This is a genomic window from Chryseobacterium sp. MEBOG07, assembly GCF_021869745.1.
In the GTDB taxonomy this organism is placed as follows: domain Bacteria; phylum Bacteroidota; class Bacteroidia; order Flavobacteriales; family Weeksellaceae; genus Chryseobacterium; species Chryseobacterium viscerum.
The window spans coordinates 2,581,845-2,598,648 of sequence record NZ_CP084579.1; the positions used below are offsets into that span (position 1 = coordinate 2,581,845).

Consider the following 16,804-nt stretch of genomic DNA (forward strand, 5'->3'; position numbering starts at 1 on the left):
CAAAAATATTATGAAGCATTTTCACCATGTGTTATGCCATACTCTGTTTCAGAGATCATATAATCAACGACTTTCTTCAGATCACCAGTCTCCTTAAAGATTTGAAGCTGTCTGTCTGCACCCGTTCCGTTTTCCAGGATTTTCCAGGCATACTCAACTTCATGACGGCATCCTAACTCGTCTACCACATCGTCAATAAACTCTAAAAGTTCTTTTAACAAATGAGGATAAGGAACAGATTCTTCTTTTCCGAAATCGATCAGATGGGCTTCGATACCACTTTTGGAAGCACGCCATTTATTTTCATTCAGCAACAACCTTCTATAGCTTCTGAAACTAAGATTTTGCTGGTGAAGTTTATAGATTTTAGCAACTAAACACTGCATGATTGCTGCAAGACATACGGTTTCATCAATCCTTAACGGCATATCACAGATTCTGAATTCAATCGTAGGGTAGAAAGGGTGTACCCGTAAATCCCACCAGATTTTCTTAGCATTGTCTATGGTTCCTGTTTTTATAAGAAGGTCAACATAGCTGTCGAATTCTCCAAGAGAATTAAAATAACTTGGAATACCGGTTCTCGGGAATTTTACGAAAATTTCCTGTCTGTAAGATTTAAAGCCGGTGTATCTTCCAATCCAGAATGGTGAATTCGTAGAAAGGGCATACACGTGAGGAAGGAAATAACGCATTACATTTTGAATTCTCACGCCTTCTTCACGGTTTGGAATCCCGATGTGAACATGCAGTCCGAAAATAAGATTTTCACGGGCTACATCTCCCATATCATCTACGATTTTGATGTACCTTTCCCCCTGAGTGATATTGTTTTCCGACCAGTGAGAAAATGGATGGGTGCCTCCTCCAGAAACACGCAGTCCCTGTTCATGGGCGATATTGATGAGGTGTCGTCTTAAATTTGTTAATTCTGCTCGGGCCTCCTGAATATTCTGGCAGATCCCGGTTTCCATTTCAATCATAGATTCGTGCATTTCGTGCTTTAAATTTTCACTTAAAACCGCTTTGCCGCCTTCAATGATTTTTGAAACATGAGAAACCAGATCTCTGCTTTCTACATCAATGATCTGATATTCTTCTTCAATTCCAATAGTAAACTGATGCATTCTTATTGTGTTTTTTGTTTTTTAATATTATTTTATGGAATCTTTCACGAAAGTTCCCCAAGTAATATTGGGTTTCCCCGGAACATATTCTTTGGCTTTTTCGATAGCTAGTTTTGCAGCATGTTCTATGATCCACGCAAAATTTTCTTCTCCTACAGAATTTTTGTCTGCATCCGGAGCCGGATTACAAAAATCGATCGCATAAGGAATCCCATCTCTTACAGCAAATTCTACTGTATTGAAATCATATCCCAAAGCTTCATTCATGGTAATCGTATAATCATGAATAGTCTTCAATAATTTTTCGAGCTCTTCACCCTGTGTCTGATGGGTGGTAGCATATCTTAAATGAGGAGCATTTCTAGGCTCATAAGGCATAATGTGAACATATTTCCTGCCCAGACAGTAAACCCTGTAATAATCATCAAAGACAATTTCTTCCTGTACCATCATAACCAACTGCTCTGTTTCTCCTAATTTGTTCCAAAGGTCATCCGGATTCTCAACTCTGTAAACACTTTTCCAGCCTCCGCCATCATGAGGTTTCATATAAGCAGGGAAACCTACATAATTGAAAATATATTCCCAGTCATGCGGAAATTTCAGGTTTCTAAATGAAGTTTCCGAAGTATTCTCAGGTCTTTCGTGTGAAGGAAGCAAAACCGTTTTAGGAAGTGGAATTCCCAGTTTGGACATCAGGGCATTGTTGAAAAATTTCTCATCAGCACTCCACCAGAAAGGATTGTTGATTACATAAGTGCCGTTAAGTGCTGCATTTTTAAGATAGGCTCTGTAAAAGGGAACGTCCTGTGAAATTCTGTCGATGATTACTGCATAACCATAATCTGCACCCTGTTCTAATTTATCAATATGAACGGGTTCAGCTATGATATCTCCGCCTCCCAGTTCATTTACTTTGTCTATAAATGCCCAGGGAAATGTGTCTTCCATACCGAAAAGAATTCCTACTTTTTTTGCCATAATTTTTGTTTTTTAAGGTGAGTGTATATTTTTTTCTATTTGTCTTTTCTATTGTTTTTAAGAGAAAAAGGCTCCTATGAAGGTAGGGAAAACCATTCTCCACAAAGGCCAGTCGTGGCCGATCCATTTTCTTTCATCATACCAGAAGTCTATGCCCTTTACCCTTAGGATCTCCGCCATTTCAACATTTTTTTCTTTACAGATGTCCTGATCGGAGGTACTTAATACAATATGCATGTGTTTGTATTTCCATGCTTCATCATTTCTTATAAACTCTCTTGGGCAGTTGAAATATACCAGCTCATCAGAATAACCATCCATGAAATTTCTTATACTGAATGCCCCTGAAAGGCAAAAAAGATGAGAAACCACATCAGGAAATCTAAAAGCAAAGTTCGCAGCGTGATATCCTCCGAAACTGGCTCCGGCAACCGCTACACGATGGGTCTTATGAAGTTTCTGAATGTAGGGTACAAATTCTTTGATCAGGAATTGTACATATCGTTCATAGTTTCTTATTCTTTGCTGAGGAGATATATTGTCATCATAAAAGCTCCATTTGTCGATGGTCTGAACATTGTAAAGTTTTACTTTTCCTTGTTCTATAAACCAGTTGATGCTTCCGTTCAGCTGAAAATCATGATTCTGGGTATATTGTCCCTGGGAAGTAGGAAACATGATGATAGGATGACCGTAGTGCCCGGTCACCTCTACCTGGAGACTTGTTCCCAATATATTTGAATAATATTCTGTATGTTCTATGTGAGGCATTTTTCCTTATTTAGTTTTTACTATTGTGTTTTATATTAAATTGACAAATTCTATTCCTCCAGGTTGATCTTTTTCTAAAACATCCAGTACAAGAGTCCCTAATTTTGGATGTTCCAGGATTATATTTTCTTTAAAAATCCATTTTGAGCCCGGTGTATTGGCATTGTGAGAGTCAACGAACTGATAATATGCTTTGTTATGCCATTTTCCGGAACTTATGTTTTCTAAGTTACGTTTTAGAATAGATTCTTCTGGAAGATTATATATTATGAATTCAATAACATTTTTGATGTCAATATTGGACTTCATGATCTAGGAAGTAAGCTTGTTGCTTTTGGGAGGCAGAATATTCAGCATATCTGCATGAATCATTTCTGCAGCAGAATCCAGCCTGTCCTGTACAATGAAGGCATCACTGGATTTGTAAACAATCCCAACATGATAATCTATCGGAAGGAATTTGACAACCTCCTCGCATTCAAAATTACTGTAATCCGGCTCTTTATCCTTAATCAGGGCAACAATCAGCCCGGAATAATATCCTGTAGGAGGGGAGATGTTGTAATGATTGCCTCTTAAAAGAGCATCTTCAATTTTAGCCCATTCTCTCCAGATATTAATTCCGCTCGAGGCCTCCACCAAATCGGGAATGTGAGCACCACCAACTCTGGATGAAGTTTCTAGGAAGTACCATTTTCCGTCTTCCTTTCCGCGGATAAATTCTGTATGGGTTGCACCATTGATAAGCCCAAAATTGGAAAGGACTTTGGCGTTAATTTCTTCCAGCGCTTTAAATTCTTCAGAATACCTTCCCAAAGTCTTGGAACGGAATACGCCTCCTTCATGCGAAACCTGCATGGGTGGAGCCAGATATTTTGAAGCAGAAGTAAATACAATCTCTTTATTGAAAGTAAGGCTGTCTACATGATAAACATCTCCAGGTTTAAAACTTTCCAGTAAAAAAAGATGGCGTTCTTCCCCAAGGATATCTAATGCTTCATGCAACTGTTCTTTGGTCGTTATTTTCTTAATTCCTGATGCAGAAGCTTCCGATCTGGGTTTCAGTACCCATGGTGCCGGAACAAGGTCTGTAAATTCATTGACTTCATTATCATTGAATACAGCTGTAAATTCAGGAACACTGATCCCTGAATCTTTAGCTTTTTGCCGCATAGCCAGTTTATCTCTGAAATAGCGGTGGGTAGTTTGTCCCATTCCCGGAATACGGAATGTTTCTCTGATTAATGCTGCTTTCTCTACATCATAATCATCCAATGCCACTACAGCATCTACTTTTCTGGTTTTCATGAGGTGGGAAAACCCCTGGATCAGATGCTCCAGATTCCATACGGACGGTTTAAGTTCAGGCATATAAAATACCTCTTCAATAGCATGCCAGGGCCAGTTTTTTTCTTTGAGGTTTTCTGAAGTTACCAGGATGATTTTATTGCCGAGATTCTTCATTTCGTCCATAAAATCGTAGCCTTTGTAATAGCACGAAATACACACAATAGTTTTCTTCTCCATATAATGTTTTTTAATATTTAGTGAATTTTCAAAAATAAAAGCGTTTATTTATTATTTTATTAATATTAAAAAATGCGATATCGTGCGTTTTTGAAAATTCACTAATCAATTATACAGAGATTTTTTGTAAAAAACTAATTTTTAGTGATAATTTTCGATTAAATCCGCGAGCAATTGAACTCCAAAACCGGTAGCTGCTTTTTCCTTGGCATAGCCTACACTTCCGAAGGCTACTCCCGCAATATCGAGATGGGCCCAATTGGAATGATTTTCAATGAATTGTTCTAGAAATTTTGCGGCAATGATACAGTCTCCGATAGGCTTCAGAGAGATGTTTTTCATGTCAGCTACATCAGACTTAAAGTCGTCTTTCCATACATCCCATAAAGGCAGGTTCCAGAGCCTTTGGTTGGTTTGATCTCCGGTTTTTATAAGCGTATTTTTCAATTCTTCATTATTGGAGAACATCGCGGCACAAGTGTCCCCGAACATTCGTACTGAGCTTCCTGTTAAAGTAGCCAGATCAATCAGGAGATCGGTCTTATAGTTTTTAGAAAGATAAGACAATCCGTCGGCAAGAATCAGTCGGCCTTCAGCATCGGTATCAATGATTTCAATAGTCTTTCCGTTATAAGCCTTGATAACATCACTTGGGATGAGTGCTTTTTCGGAAATGGCGTTATCTGTGATAGGAAGAACGGCTACAATATTGACAGGAAGTTCCATTTCCGCAGCATAGATTAATGCTCCCAGAACGGCTGTTGCTCCTCCCATATCAGACTTCATATAATGCAGATTGGTTGAATCTTTCAATGATATACCGCCTGTGTCAAAAAGTACACATTTTCCTACCAGTCCGAAAGTTTTGGCATTTTTAACGGTAGTTTTATATTCTAAAATAGTGAAGGCTGCATCATAGGCACTTCCCTGGTTAACGGCAAGGTAAGCACCCAGTCCAAGTTCCTCACATTTTTTTCTGTTGAAGACCGTATATTTTAATTCATGTTTTTTAGCCAGATTTTTTAGATAAGCACTGAAAATATCCGGTTTTTTCAGATTAGCAGGTTTGTTGAGCCAGTCCTGGCAAGCGGTCTGTCCATTAATTAAGGCTTCTGTTTTCTGGCTGATATGGTCTAATTTCTTTTGGCTTAAATTCTCAAAATGCAATTCAAATTTTGCGTTCCAGAAAGCATGTGTTTTTTCAAAAGGGTAGTTGTACGTTCCAGCCAATAGACCTTTTACCAACTCTTCAAATTGTTTTTCATTCATGAAATCTGCCAGTGCCAGTGTAGGAACAGCCTGCAGTTTTTCTTTCTGTGTCTGTGAGAATTTGGCAGCAACCTGTTGGATTTCGAAGTTTTGTAATGTCGATTTTCCTAATCCGATGAAATAGGTAATTCCCTCTTCATGAGCATTGATGAAAACTTCATACTTCTTTCCCGTGAAAAAAGTGGAAATATTTTTATTGAAATTTTTACTGGTTTTAGTCCATTCTTCCTCTGTGAATATGTGGAAAACCTGAGTGTAATTTTTGTTTTTTTTATTAATTAGTTTCATAAATAGATATTATTTTTTTTCTAAGATCATACGCAATCGCCACCTTCATATACCTGAATTTTACTCAGCGATTGTGTATCCTTAGTTTTTAATGCTTTGTTGTTGTGGTTTTACTTCTACAGGGTTTTCTGTATTGTCATAAAACAGCCATTCAATAGCTCTTGGGAATTCCTGCGACCAGTAAAATTCATTATGGGTTCCCTCAGGATTGATATTGGTTTTAAATTCAAAATCAAAAAGCTTTTTCTCCTCCCATCTTTTCAGATATTCTTCAAAAATATGAATCCTTTTGACCATTTTAGAGCCTTCCTGACCTCCGCCGTAGAGATAGATTTTTGTTTTAAAAGGGACCCGGAAGTTCATCATGGGGAAGTTGTTATTCGGTTCTACCCAAAGAGAAGGGGAGAAGATCAGTAATTTGGAATATACTTCAGGATAAAGGAACCCGCTGTAGATACTGATTAATGCGCCCAATGAGCTTCCTCCGATTCCGGTATTGTCGCGGTCTTTTTTTGTTCTGTAATTTTCATCCACAAAAGGCTTTAAAGTATCTGCAATAAAACGGATGTATTTTTTGCCCTCAGAACCATTGGCAACATGATCATTATCAAAAATATATTCTTTGATTCTTTCTTCGCTGCCATGCTCTATTGCGATGATGATAAGGTCACCACGGCCATATTCTGCAAGGATAGATAGTTTTTTGTCGATTTCCCAGTTCCCGAACCCACTTCCTTCATTAAACAAATTCTGTGCATCCTGAAGATACAGCACCGGATAACGCTTATCGGTAGTATGATAGTCATAAGGAAGCAGTGCCCATACTTTACGATAACGGTCGAGCTGCGGGATATAGAATTTTTCGGAAATTACCTCTGCGGTGGGGAAATATTCTTCTTTGAACGGTCCCCAGTTCAATCTCCATTTTTTTATAGTATCAGATGCTTTACCTACTGATTTTTTTACTTTCCGGTTGGGGGTGATATTGCCATATTGATCCAGTTCCCCATTTTCCCAGCCTCCTCTTGTGAATTTGTATTCAATGTCTTCAGGAAGGAGCTGATCCTCAATTTCGATAAAATAATGAAGAGAATCCTCTTGTTTAAGCTGAAAATTGTAGTCCTTAGGGTTCCAATTGTTGAAATTCCCGGTGATAAAAACCGGTCTGTCGTCTTTTTCTTCTGTATAAAGTTCAAACCTCATCATATGTGTTTAATAAAATGTAGTGCTAAATTTATAAAAAAGATTGTTTTGAAATCATAAAAAATGTGAGTTAAAAAATGATATATTTGATAGATAGACGAAATCGGAAATTAACTTGACAATTATTTGACGAATAATTAATCGCTGTTGTCAGTATTTTTCGTAGTTTCAAACAAAATATAAATACAAACCGATCTTGATGAATTCTGTTAAAACCTACACGCTTTTCACCGATCATGATGTGTATCTTTTCAAGGAAGGGAGACATTATAAGCTGTATGGTAAATTTGGAGCACATTCTGCAGAAAAAGATGGAGTAAAGGGAGTGTATTTTTCAGTATGGGCACCCAATGCAAAGAAAGTTTCCGTCATCGGAAATTTTAATAACTGGAATCATAAAGATCATATTTTGTTTCCAAGGTGGGACGAATCAGGAATCTGGGAAGGATTTATTGAAGGATTAACCTGGGGAACATTATACAAATATGCTATAGAAACACCAAGAGGAGAGATCCTTGAGAAAAGTGATCCTTATGCAGCAAGCTGGGAACAGAACATTCAGGCGGCTTCATTGGTTTCCACAACCTGGTATGAATGGAGTGATCAGGAATGGATGGATAACCGCTGGAAAAAGAATACGCTGGAAGCTCCCTTATCTGTATATGAACTTCATTTGGCTTCGTGGGTAAGGGAAGGGGATTATCCCGACCGTTTTCTGAATTACCGGGATATTGCAGAAAAACTGGTTCCTTATATCAAAGAAATGGGTTTTACTCACGTAGAATTTATGCCGGTGATGGAATATCCGTATGACCCAAGCTGGGGATATCAGATTACGGGCTTTTATGCAGCGACTTCACGTTTCGGTTCACCTCAGGATCTGATGTTTCTCATTGAAGAACTTCATAAAAATGAAATAGGTGTTATCCTGGACTGGGTTCCATCACATTTTCCGGGAGATGCTAATGGTCTTCACCGTTTTGACGGGTCATATCTCTATGAACATGAAGATCCGAGAAAAGGCTTTCATCCCGATTGGAAATCGCATATTTTCAATTACGGAAGAAATGAAGTGAAATCTTTTCTGATTTCAAATGCGATGTTCTGGCTGGACCGCTATCATGCTGACGGATTGCGTGTAGATGCTGTAACTTCAATGCTTCATTTAGATTATTCACGAAATGAAGGGGAATGGGAGCCTAATATCTATGGAGATAATGTAAATCTGGAAGCGAAAGCCTTTTTGCAGGAATTCAACACAGCGGTTTATAAGGAATTTGGAAACGCTATTATGACGATTGCTGAGGAAAGTTCAGATTTTCCTATGCTTACAAAACCCGTTCATGATGGTGGAGTAGGCTTTGGAATGAAATGGATGATGGGATGGATGCATGATACTTTGGATTATTTTAAAGAAGATTTTGATAATCGAAAGTTCCATCACCACAAGCTTACATTTGCCTCTATGTACATGTATAATGAAAATTATATGATGCCTTTGTCACATGATGAAGTTGTACACGGAAAAGCAAGTCTTATTTATAAAATGAAAGGGGACGAATGGCAGAAATTTGCCAACCTGCGTACCTTATATGTATATATGTACACCCATCCCGGAGCAAAATTGCTTTTTATGGGCGACGAATTCGGGCAGACGAGTGAATGGAACTTTAGAAAAAGTCTCGACTGGCATTTGCTGAAATATCCTGTTCATAAAGGAATGCAGGAAATCGTCAAAGAACTTAATCATTTGTACACATCGGAAACAGCATTGTATGAAAATCAGTTTGACAAGCACGGTTTTGAATGGGTGGAGGCAGATGATATGGAGAACTCAGTATATGTGTATCTCAGAAAAGGTAAAAAAAGAGATGATATGATGATGGTAGCTCTGAATCTGGCTCCAAAAGTACTGGATTATAAAATTGGGATTCCTGCAGGAACCCATTGGGAAGTTGTTTTGAGTTCCGATGATGAAAAATACAACGGAAGTGGCGTAGAACCCGAAATACTGGAAGAGAAATATGAAGAATGGAGAGGACATCAGAAATCAATGACTGTAAAGCTTCCTCCATTGTCAGGTATTATTTTGAGACAGAAGAAAGATAAAAAGTATAAATTACACAGAATTAAACACAAGAGATAAAGGATGGTTATTTATCATTTAAGCACAGAATGTTATCCTGTAGCCAAAGTAGGAGGTCTTGCGGATGTAGTTGGAGCACTTCCAAAATATCAGAATAAAATAAAAGGAATAGATGCCAAGGTCGTGATGCCATGGTATAATAAACCCTTTGTTTATGAACATGAATTTGATCTGGTTTTTGATGGGTTTATTCATCAGGGACCTGATATGTTGAAGGTTCAGGTCATGAAAGAAAAAACAAATGTTCTGGGATTTGAATTATATATGGTGAAAATTCCCGGATTATTAGATAGAGACAATCCTTATGGATATCAGGATGAAAGTTTCCAGTTTCTGGCTTTTCAACATGGAGTATTGCATTGGTTGTGTGCCATGGAAATCCGTCCGGATGTACTGCACTGCCATGATTATCATACCGGATTGGTTCCCTTTATGGTAGGAAACTGTCCGGAATTTGAATTTCTAAAAGGAGTAAAAACAATTGGTACTATTCACAACGGTGAATATCAGGGAATGATGAGCTGGAATATGGCGAATTATATGCCTTCTTTTGACTCTTACAAAGGGGGACAAATGGACTGGAATGGATTTATGAACCCATTGGCAAGTATGATCAAATGTGCTGATGCCTTTACTACCGTCTCCGAAGGATATCTGGAAGAACTTTTTATAAGCTTCCGCGGACTGGAAAGCCTCGTTCGTCAGGAATTCGGGAAAGCATACGGTATTATTAACGGTATTGATGCAGAAGTCTGGAATCCTGAGACCGATCCGATGCTGGACTTTAATTTTAACAGTAAAAATGCAGTCGCTCGAAAGAAAAAAAATAAAGAAAAACTGTGTAAGGAATATGGACTGAAGCCTGAGCTTCCTCTTTTTGCTTTTATTGGAAGATTTGCCACAGAAAAAGGAGCAGATCTGTTACCGGATGTAGTGTGGCGAAGCATCAAACAAAGTTATGGGGCTTTAAATATCATGATTCTCGGCTCAGGAAATACGTATATAGAGAATAAGCTGAAAGAATACGACTATACTTACACCAATTTTGCCCTGGATCTGGGGTATAAAGAACATCTTTCTCATAAGATATACGCTTCGGCAGATTTCCTTCTGATGCCTTCAAGGGTAGAACCTTGCGGACTGAATCAAATGTACTCTATGAGATACGGAACAGTTCCGGTAGTAAGATACACGGGTGGCCTTAGAGATACGGTAGAAGATATCTCCACGGGGGGAGCCGGTCTGAATTTCACCTATCCGGGTGTGGATGATATTGTACATGCGATGAACAGGGCGATGGCGATCTATAATCAAAAAGGAGTGATGGAAGATCTTATCCATGCCAACATGAATTTTGATTTTGCATGGGAGAAATCTGCGGAAAAATACATAGCTTTATATAATAGCTGATACGATGAAAATTTTCGGGTTTCTTTCTCTATTAATGCTTATGCTGTTTTCCTGTAAAGAAGATAGAGGAAGTTATCATGGAGGTTATTATTGGATCTATGGCTATGGTCTTCCAGCAATAGAAAAATACGAAGCTATGGCTGGTATTTCTGAAAAATGGAAAATTAAACATTATTCTGCTGGCGACTGTCTGGTAGAACCTGACGAAATAAAGAGAATAGATGCTCTTAATAAAAGAACTTATGCAGCAATAGAAAGAAAATATGGAAAAGGCTGGAGAGAAGAATATCGTAAGGATGTTGACGGTTTTGTAATGAAGAGTGCAGATGTAATGGATATTCTTATTACGAATCAGATCTTCAGAAATGAGCTTGAAAAATATAATATTGAAATCTACAATCTGGATAAAGAGATTTTAGCATTGAATGATAAAGAAGATTTTCGGGTGGTTGTTTATAATCATAAACTCCAATATGAAAATAAAGAATGCTTTAGAGTGATGGTAAACACTAAGAATAGAACAGTAAACTTAATAAAATAAAAAAACGCAAGATATTTATGAATCGAAATGTAATCTCCATTGTTTTAGGAGGAGGCAGAGGGACAAGGCTATTCCCGTTAACGTATTCCAGATCAAAACCTGCTGTACCTATCGCAGGAAAATACAGATTGGTAGATATTCCTATTTCAAACTGTCTGAATTCGGGATTGAATAAGATTTTGGTTTTAACGCAGTTTAATTCTGCTTCCCTCAATTCACACATCAAGAATTCTTACCACTTTGATATTTTCAGTAAAGGTTTTGTTGATATTCTGGCAGCCGAACAGAATGTAGAAAATGAAAGCTGGTATCAAGGAACGGCAGATGCTGTACGCCAGTCGATGAAACACCTTGAAAAATATGATTATGACTATATCCTGATTCTTTCAGGAGATCAGCTGTACCAGATGGATTTCAGGGAAATGCTCGATTTTCATATCGAAAACGGAGGGGATCTTACCATTGCAACCATTCCGGTGAATGCAAAAGATGCCACTGGTTTTGGGATCTTAAAATCGGATGATGAAGGAAATATTACCTCTTTCTATGAAAAGCCCGATTATGATATGCTGGAAGGGCTGCAATCTGAAGTTTCAGAAGAAAATAAACGCGCCGGAAAAGAATATCTGGCTTCTATGGGAATCTATATTTTTACCAAGAGTATCCTTAAAAAAATGTTTGATGAAGGAGCAGGTGATGACTTTGGAAAAGATATTATTCCAAGTTCTATTGGGAAATACAAGACCTTAAGCTATCAGTATGAAGGCTACTGGACAGATATCGGAACCATAGAATCTTTTTACGAAGCCAATCTTGACCTTTGTCTGGATCTGCCACAGTTTAATCTTTTCTCTTCTTCTCCTATCTATACCAGAGCAAGGATGCTTCCTCCATCAAAAATCAACGGATCTTATGTGAGTAAGGCGGTTTTTGGAGACGGATGTATCATCATGGCAGATAAAATTGAAAATTCGGTGATCGGAAACAGAACGAGAATTGATAAAGGAAGTACGATTGTGAATTCCTATGTCATGGGTGCTGATTTTTACCAGAATACAACAGAAATTGTGCTGAACGACAGAAGTGGCCGCCCTAATATGGGGATCGGAAAATATTGTTATATAGAAAAAGCAATCCTTGATAAAAACTGTTATATTGGTGACAATGTGAAGATTATTGGAGGAAAACATATCCCGGATGGAGATTATGGAACCTATTCGGTACAGGATGGGATTGTGGTAGTGAAAAAAGGAGCTGTAGTGGCGCCGGGAACCCATATAGGGTAAGAGAAAGGAAGATAGAAGTTATTAAGGACGAAGAATGACCAGAGATCTTATCATATAAAATTCCTGTTTATTGGGTAAGGTCGAATATTTTTAATCAAAAATGATTAGTAATTATCTGCCGAATAGTAACCTCCAGCTTCCCTCACCCAGCTTCCAGCCATAAACTAGGTTAATTATTGTTAAACATAAAATCAGAGTGATCAGCATATTGGTCACTTTTTTTATTTGTATTACTTTTGTGCGATGCGTATTTTTAAGATATTAACTTTTATCATTGTTCTGTTGGGAGGAGCTTATGCTGCTTCCATGTACTATTTTGTGGAGGAAAGCAAAAATTTCACGATTGAAAAAGAGATCGATTATCCGGTGGATAAAGTTTTTGCTCAGTTTAATAATCTTCAGAACTTCACAAGATGGAACAACTTCTTTACCAGTTCACAATCTATAGATATCGATTACTATACGCCTTACGAAGGACAGGGAAGTGCAATCAGTTATGTGGATCCTAAAAATGATAGCGATGGGGAAATGTTCATCAGATATGAGAATCTTAACAAGACTCTGAAATATCAGCTTTTTCAGGATGAAAATGAAAACCCAACACTGGTTGATGTTAAATTTAAGCCGGTTTCTGCAGAAAAAACAAAAATAATATGGTACGTACATACCCCTAAACTATCTGTTTGGAGAAGGGTAGAGAACTTCTGGACGGAAGACCGCTTTGCTGAAAATATAGACAAAAGCATGGCGAATCTTAAAAACTCTTTAGGAAATAAAGTAGAAAAAGATAACCAGATGGCAGCCATCAAATATGACAGTCTGATGGTGGAAAAAGAAGAAGACAAGCAGTTGTTGGGGATCAATGTGAGTACATCCAACAAAAAAGATGCTCTTTACAAAAATATCGTGATGAATTATAACAAAGTTTACAATTTCGTGACGATGGACCTTGGTAAAAAAGATGATGAATTCGGATATCCGATCCTGATTACTGATGCGGATAATTACAAAGACAAGGAGGTTTCTTATTTCCTCGGAATTCCACTTTCTAAGAAAATTGGAGTCTCTGATAATAATTTCAATTTTAGGTCCGTAAATCCGTCTCAAAATTATGTGATTTACTATAAAGGGAACTATGAGGGACGAATTCGGGCAATCCAGCAGTTGATTCAGAAAGCCAAAAAAGACGAGATGCGCTTCAATGAGATTCGTCAGACCTTTATTGAACGTCCGATGGAAGGACAGGATACTAATGTTAAGCTCTCATTATCAGTATATAAGTAAATTTCCTTTAATTATTTTTTTCTTAAGTTTTTTTAACGGTTTGAGACTGTTCTAACTCGGTTTTTTTATTAAATTTGAAGATTAATTCTACAAATAAATTTTAATAAATAGATAAACTGTAATAATGGACAGATTTTCATTCCTAAACGCAGCTCATTCTCAGTTAATTGAGGATTTATACCAACAATACTTAAAATTCCCGGACTCTCTAGAACCATCATGGAAAGCTTTCTTTCAAGGCTTCGATTTTGCTTTAGAGAACTATGGAGATGACGATAGCATTCAATTTATCCAGGCTTCGGCCAATGCTGCCCCGGCAGTACAACAGATTTCTCAGGCGGTATCAAATGGAGAAGTTTCTGAGCACATCAAAAAAGAATTTAAAGTAGTAAACCTTATTGAGGCTTACAGAACAAGAGGACACCTTTTTACAAAAACTAACCCAGTTAGAGAAAGAAGACATTACACTCCTACTTTAGACATCGAAAACTTTGGTCTTTCTAAAGAAGACTTAAATACAAAATTCAACTGTGCTGTTGAAACAGGAATGAAAGAGCCTGCTACTTTAGCAGATTTGATCAAACACCTTGAAAGCATCTACTGTGATTCTATCGGAGTAGAATATATGCATATCAACAATGTTGAAGAAAAAGATTTTATCAAGAGATGGCTTCAGGTAAACGAAAACCACCCGAATCTTTCTGCGAATGAAAAAACAGAAATCTTATTAAAATTAAACCAGGCTGTTGCCTTTGAAAACTATCTTCATACAAAATTTGTAGGTCAGAAAAGATTCTCATTAGAAGGAGGAGAAACATTAATCCCGGCTTTAGATCAATTGATCTCAAGATCTTCTCAGTTAGGAGTAGATGAAGTGGTATTAGGAATGGCTCACAGAGGTAGACTGAATGTACTGACTAATATTTTCGGAAAATCTTACAAGCAGATTTTCTCAGAATTTGAAGGTAAAGAATTCGAAGAAGATGTATTCTCAGGTGACGTTAAATATCACTTAGGATCATCTAAAAAGATCAAAACGGCTTCAGGAGAAGAAGTTTGTATCAACCTTACTCCCAACCCATCTCACCTTGAAACGGTTGCTGCTCTGGTAGAAGGTATCTGCCGTGCAAAAGTAGATGATAAATACAAAGATTATTCTAAAGTATTGCCAATCATTATCCACGGTGATGGAGCTATTGCCGGACAAGGTATTGCTTATGAAGTGGCTCAGATGATGACATTGGAAGGATACAGAACAGGAGGTACAGTTCATATCGTTGTAAATAACCAGGTTTCATTTACAACAAACTATATGGATGCAAGATCTTCAACATATTGTACAGACATCGCAAAAGTTACAGAATCTCCTGTAATGCACGTGAATGCTGACGATGCTGAAGCAGTTGTTCATGCTATTCACTTTGCTGCTGATTTCAGAGCAAAATTCGGAAAAGATGTTTACATTGACCTTTTAGGATATAGAAAATACGGACATAACGAAGGGGATGAGCCAAGGTTTACTCAGCCTAACTTATATAAATCTATCTCAAAACACCCGAATCCAAGAGAAATTTATAAAGATAAATTGCTTAAAGACAGCGTTACTTCCAATGATGTAATTGCTAAAATGGAAACGGAATTCAAAGCTCTTTTAGATAAAGACTTTGATGCTTCAAAAGAAATTGAGAAGAACATAATGGATTTGTTCATGGCTGAAGACTGGACAAACTATCCAATTGGGAAAAGAGGTGCTGTTCAATTGCCGGTTGATACAAAATATGATATCGCAAAACTGAAAGAATTGGCGCTTAAAATGTCAACACTTCCTGTAGACAAGAAATTCATCAATAAAATTTCAAGACTTTTCGAAAACCGTATCAAAGCTATTGAAGGTAATTCATTAGACTGGGCGTTAGGAGAGTGGTTAGCTTATGCAACACTCCTTGTAGAAGGTCACAACGTAAGAATTTCTGGAGAAGATGTAGAAAGAGGTACATTCTCTCACAGACATGCTGTTGTAAAAACTGAAGATACAGAAGAAGAATATATCCCGTTAAGACATGTATCAGAAAGCAGATTTGATGTATTCAACTCTCACCTTTCAGAATACGGTGTTCTAGGTTTCGACTATGGATATGCAATGGCTTCTCCTAATACATTAACAATCTGGGAAGCTCAGTTCGGAGATTTCGTGAACGGTGCTCAGATCATCGTTGACCAATATTTAGCAGCTGCAGAAGAAAAATGGAAACTTCAGAATGGATTGATCATGTTATTGCCTCACGGTTCAGAAGGACAAGGTGCTGAGCACTCTTCAGCAAGATTGGAGAGATTCCTTACCCTTTGTGCTAATGAAAACATGGTGGTAGCCAATATTACTTCACCTGCCAACTACTTCCACTTATTGAGAAGACAGTTGAAATGGGGATTCAGAAAACCATTGATCGTAATGAGCCCTAAATCTTTATTGAGACACCCTAAAGTGGTTTCTCCGCTTGAAGATTTTGCAACCGGTTCATTCCAGCCAATCCTAGACGATCCTACTGCAGATCCTAAAAAAGTAGAAAAAGTAGTTCTTTGTTCAGGTAAATTATACTTCGAATTATTAGCGAAGAAAGAAGAACTTAATTGTGAAAATATTGCATTAGTAAGATTCGAGCAGTTATATCCACTTCAGGCAGATGCTATTGAAGCGATCTTCAACAAATACGAAAACAGAAAACAACTTGTATGGGCTCAGGAAGAACCTGAAAACATGGGGGCTTGGTCTTATATCCTGAGAAACTTCAGAGATACAGGTATTCAGGTAGTAGCTCCGGTACCAAGCGGTGCTCCAGCTCCAGGTAGTCACAAAATGTTTGAGAAAAATCAAAATGCCGTGATCAACAGAGTTTTCGACAGAGATGATGCTCCGGCAAAAAGACCTGTTACAGCTTAATTTAAATAATATTCCATTAAAAAATAAAAAATA

13 protein-coding genes are annotated in these 16,804 nt (G+C 37.6%); 6 read left to right on the forward strand and 7 right to left on the reverse strand.

Features of this window, described 5'->3' with window-relative positions; genetic code table 11:
- Window positions 1-8: 8 nt before the first annotated feature.
- The 7 genes from LF886_RS11895 to LF886_RS11925 form a co-directional block, all read right to left on the reverse strand.
- On the reverse strand, window positions 9-1,127 hold the full coding sequence (locus tag LF886_RS11895) for a carboxylate-amine ligase (protein WP_103234824.1): 1,119 nt from the start codon (window positions 1,125-1,127) through the stop codon (window positions 9-11).
- A gap of 27 nt (window positions 1,128-1,154) precedes the next feature.
- Entirely contained in the window at window positions 1,155-2,108 is a 954-nt protein-coding gene (locus LF886_RS11900; RefSeq protein WP_236854276.1) for a RimK family alpha-L-glutamate ligase, read from the reverse strand.
- A 57-nt stretch (window positions 2,109-2,165) separates the two neighbouring features.
- Window positions 2,166-2,879, reverse strand: a complete 714-nt coding sequence (locus LF886_RS11905) for an alpha/beta hydrolase-fold protein (protein WP_236854277.1) — start codon at window positions 2,877-2,879, stop codon at window positions 2,166-2,168.
- Window positions 2,880-2,909: 30 nt separating this feature from the next.
- Window positions 2,910-3,188, reverse strand: a complete 279-nt coding sequence (locus tag LF886_RS11910) for a hypothetical protein (protein ID WP_236854278.1) — start codon at window positions 3,186-3,188, stop codon at window positions 2,910-2,912.
- A gap of 3 nt (window positions 3,189-3,191) precedes the next feature.
- A complete protein-coding gene (locus LF886_RS11915; RefSeq protein ID WP_236854279.1) occupies window positions 3,192-4,406 on the reverse strand; it encodes an acetyl-CoA carboxylase biotin carboxylase subunit family protein in 1,215 nt (404 codons plus the stop codon).
- A 141-nt stretch (window positions 4,407-4,547) separates the two neighbouring features.
- Window positions 4,548-5,963 (reverse strand): leucyl aminopeptidase family protein, encoded by a 1,416-nt coding sequence (locus LF886_RS11920; protein WP_236854280.1) that lies wholly within the window; start codon window positions 5,961-5,963, stop codon window positions 4,548-4,550.
- A gap of 81 nt (window positions 5,964-6,044) precedes the next feature.
- Window positions 6,045-7,169 (reverse strand): alpha/beta hydrolase, encoded by a 1,125-nt coding sequence (locus LF886_RS11925; protein ID WP_236854281.1) that lies wholly within the window; start codon window positions 7,167-7,169, stop codon window positions 6,045-6,047.
- Between the two features lie 196 nt (window positions 7,170-7,365).
- Between LF886_RS11925 and glgB the strand changes: the two genes are divergently transcribed.
- The 6 genes from glgB (at window position 7,366) to LF886_RS11955 (ending at window position 16,771) form a co-directional block, all read left to right on the forward strand.
- Complete coding sequence (gene glgB / locus LF886_RS11930) at window positions 7,366-9,312, forward strand: 1,4-alpha-glucan branching protein GlgB (RefSeq protein WP_236854282.1); 1,947 nt, start codon at window positions 7,366-7,368, stop codon at window positions 9,310-9,312.
- Between the two features lie 3 nt (window positions 9,313-9,315).
- Window positions 9,316-10,722, forward strand: coding sequence for a glycogen synthase (locus tag LF886_RS11935; RefSeq protein ID WP_236854283.1), 1,407 nt, complete (start codon window positions 9,316-9,318; stop codon window positions 10,720-10,722).
- A gap of 4 nt (window positions 10,723-10,726) precedes the next feature.
- Window positions 10,727-11,263: a hypothetical protein gene (locus LF886_RS11940; protein ID WP_236849785.1), complete on the forward strand. Its 537-nt coding sequence runs from the start codon at window positions 10,727-10,729 to the stop codon at window positions 11,261-11,263.
- 17 nt (window positions 11,264-11,280) lie between these two features.
- Entirely contained in the window at window positions 11,281-12,549 is a 1,269-nt protein-coding gene (locus LF886_RS11945) for a glucose-1-phosphate adenylyltransferase (protein WP_124531869.1), read from the forward strand.
- A gap of 243 nt (window positions 12,550-12,792) precedes the next feature.
- Entirely contained in the window at window positions 12,793-13,833 is a 1,041-nt protein-coding gene (locus LF886_RS11950; RefSeq protein ID WP_124531867.1) for an SRPBCC domain-containing protein, read from the forward strand.
- Between the two features lie 124 nt (window positions 13,834-13,957).
- On the forward strand, window positions 13,958-16,771 hold the full coding sequence (locus tag LF886_RS11955) for a 2-oxoglutarate dehydrogenase E1 component (RefSeq protein ID WP_236849786.1): 2,814 nt from the start codon (window positions 13,958-13,960) through the stop codon (window positions 16,769-16,771).
- The last annotated feature ends 33 nt before the right edge of the window (window positions 16,772-16,804 follow it).

Coding starts and splice junctions, on each gene's coding strand:
- LF886_RS11895 (WP_103234824.1), bottom strand. CDS start 1,127: ATGCATCAGTTTACTATTGGAATTGAAGAAGAATATCAGATCATTGAT.
- LF886_RS11900 (WP_236854276.1), bottom strand. CDS start 2,108: ATGGCAAAAAAAGTAGGAATTCTTTTCGGTATGGAAGACACATTTCCC.
- LF886_RS11905 (WP_236854277.1), bottom strand. CDS start 2,879: ATGCCTCACATAGAACATACAGAATATTATTCAAATATATTGGGAACA.
- LF886_RS11910 (WP_236854278.1), bottom strand. CDS start 3,188: ATGAAGTCCAATATTGACATCAAAAATGTTATTGAATTCATAATATAT.
- LF886_RS11915 (WP_236854279.1), bottom strand. CDS start 4,406: ATGGAGAAGAAAACTATTGTGTGTATTTCGTGCTATTACAAAGGCTAC.
- LF886_RS11920 (WP_236854280.1), bottom strand. CDS start 5,963: ATGAAACTAATTAATAAAAAAAACAAAAATTACACTCAGGTTTTCCAC.
- LF886_RS11925 (WP_236854281.1), bottom strand. CDS start 7,169: ATGATGAGGTTTGAACTTTATACAGAAGAAAAAGACGACAGACCGGTT.
- glgB (WP_236854282.1), top strand. CDS start 7,366: ATGAATTCTGTTAAAACCTACACGCTTTTCACCGATCATGATGTGTAT.
- LF886_RS11935 (WP_236854283.1), top strand. CDS start 9,316: ATGGTTATTTATCATTTAAGCACAGAATGTTATCCTGTAGCCAAAGTA.
- LF886_RS11940 (WP_236849785.1), top strand. CDS start 10,727: ATGAAAATTTTCGGGTTTCTTTCTCTATTAATGCTTATGCTGTTTTCC.
- LF886_RS11945 (WP_124531869.1), top strand. CDS start 11,281: ATGAATCGAAATGTAATCTCCATTGTTTTAGGAGGAGGCAGAGGGACA.
- LF886_RS11950 (WP_124531867.1), top strand. CDS start 12,793: ATGCGTATTTTTAAGATATTAACTTTTATCATTGTTCTGTTGGGAGGA.
- LF886_RS11955 (WP_236849786.1), top strand. CDS start 13,958: ATGGACAGATTTTCATTCCTAAACGCAGCTCATTCTCAGTTAATTGAG.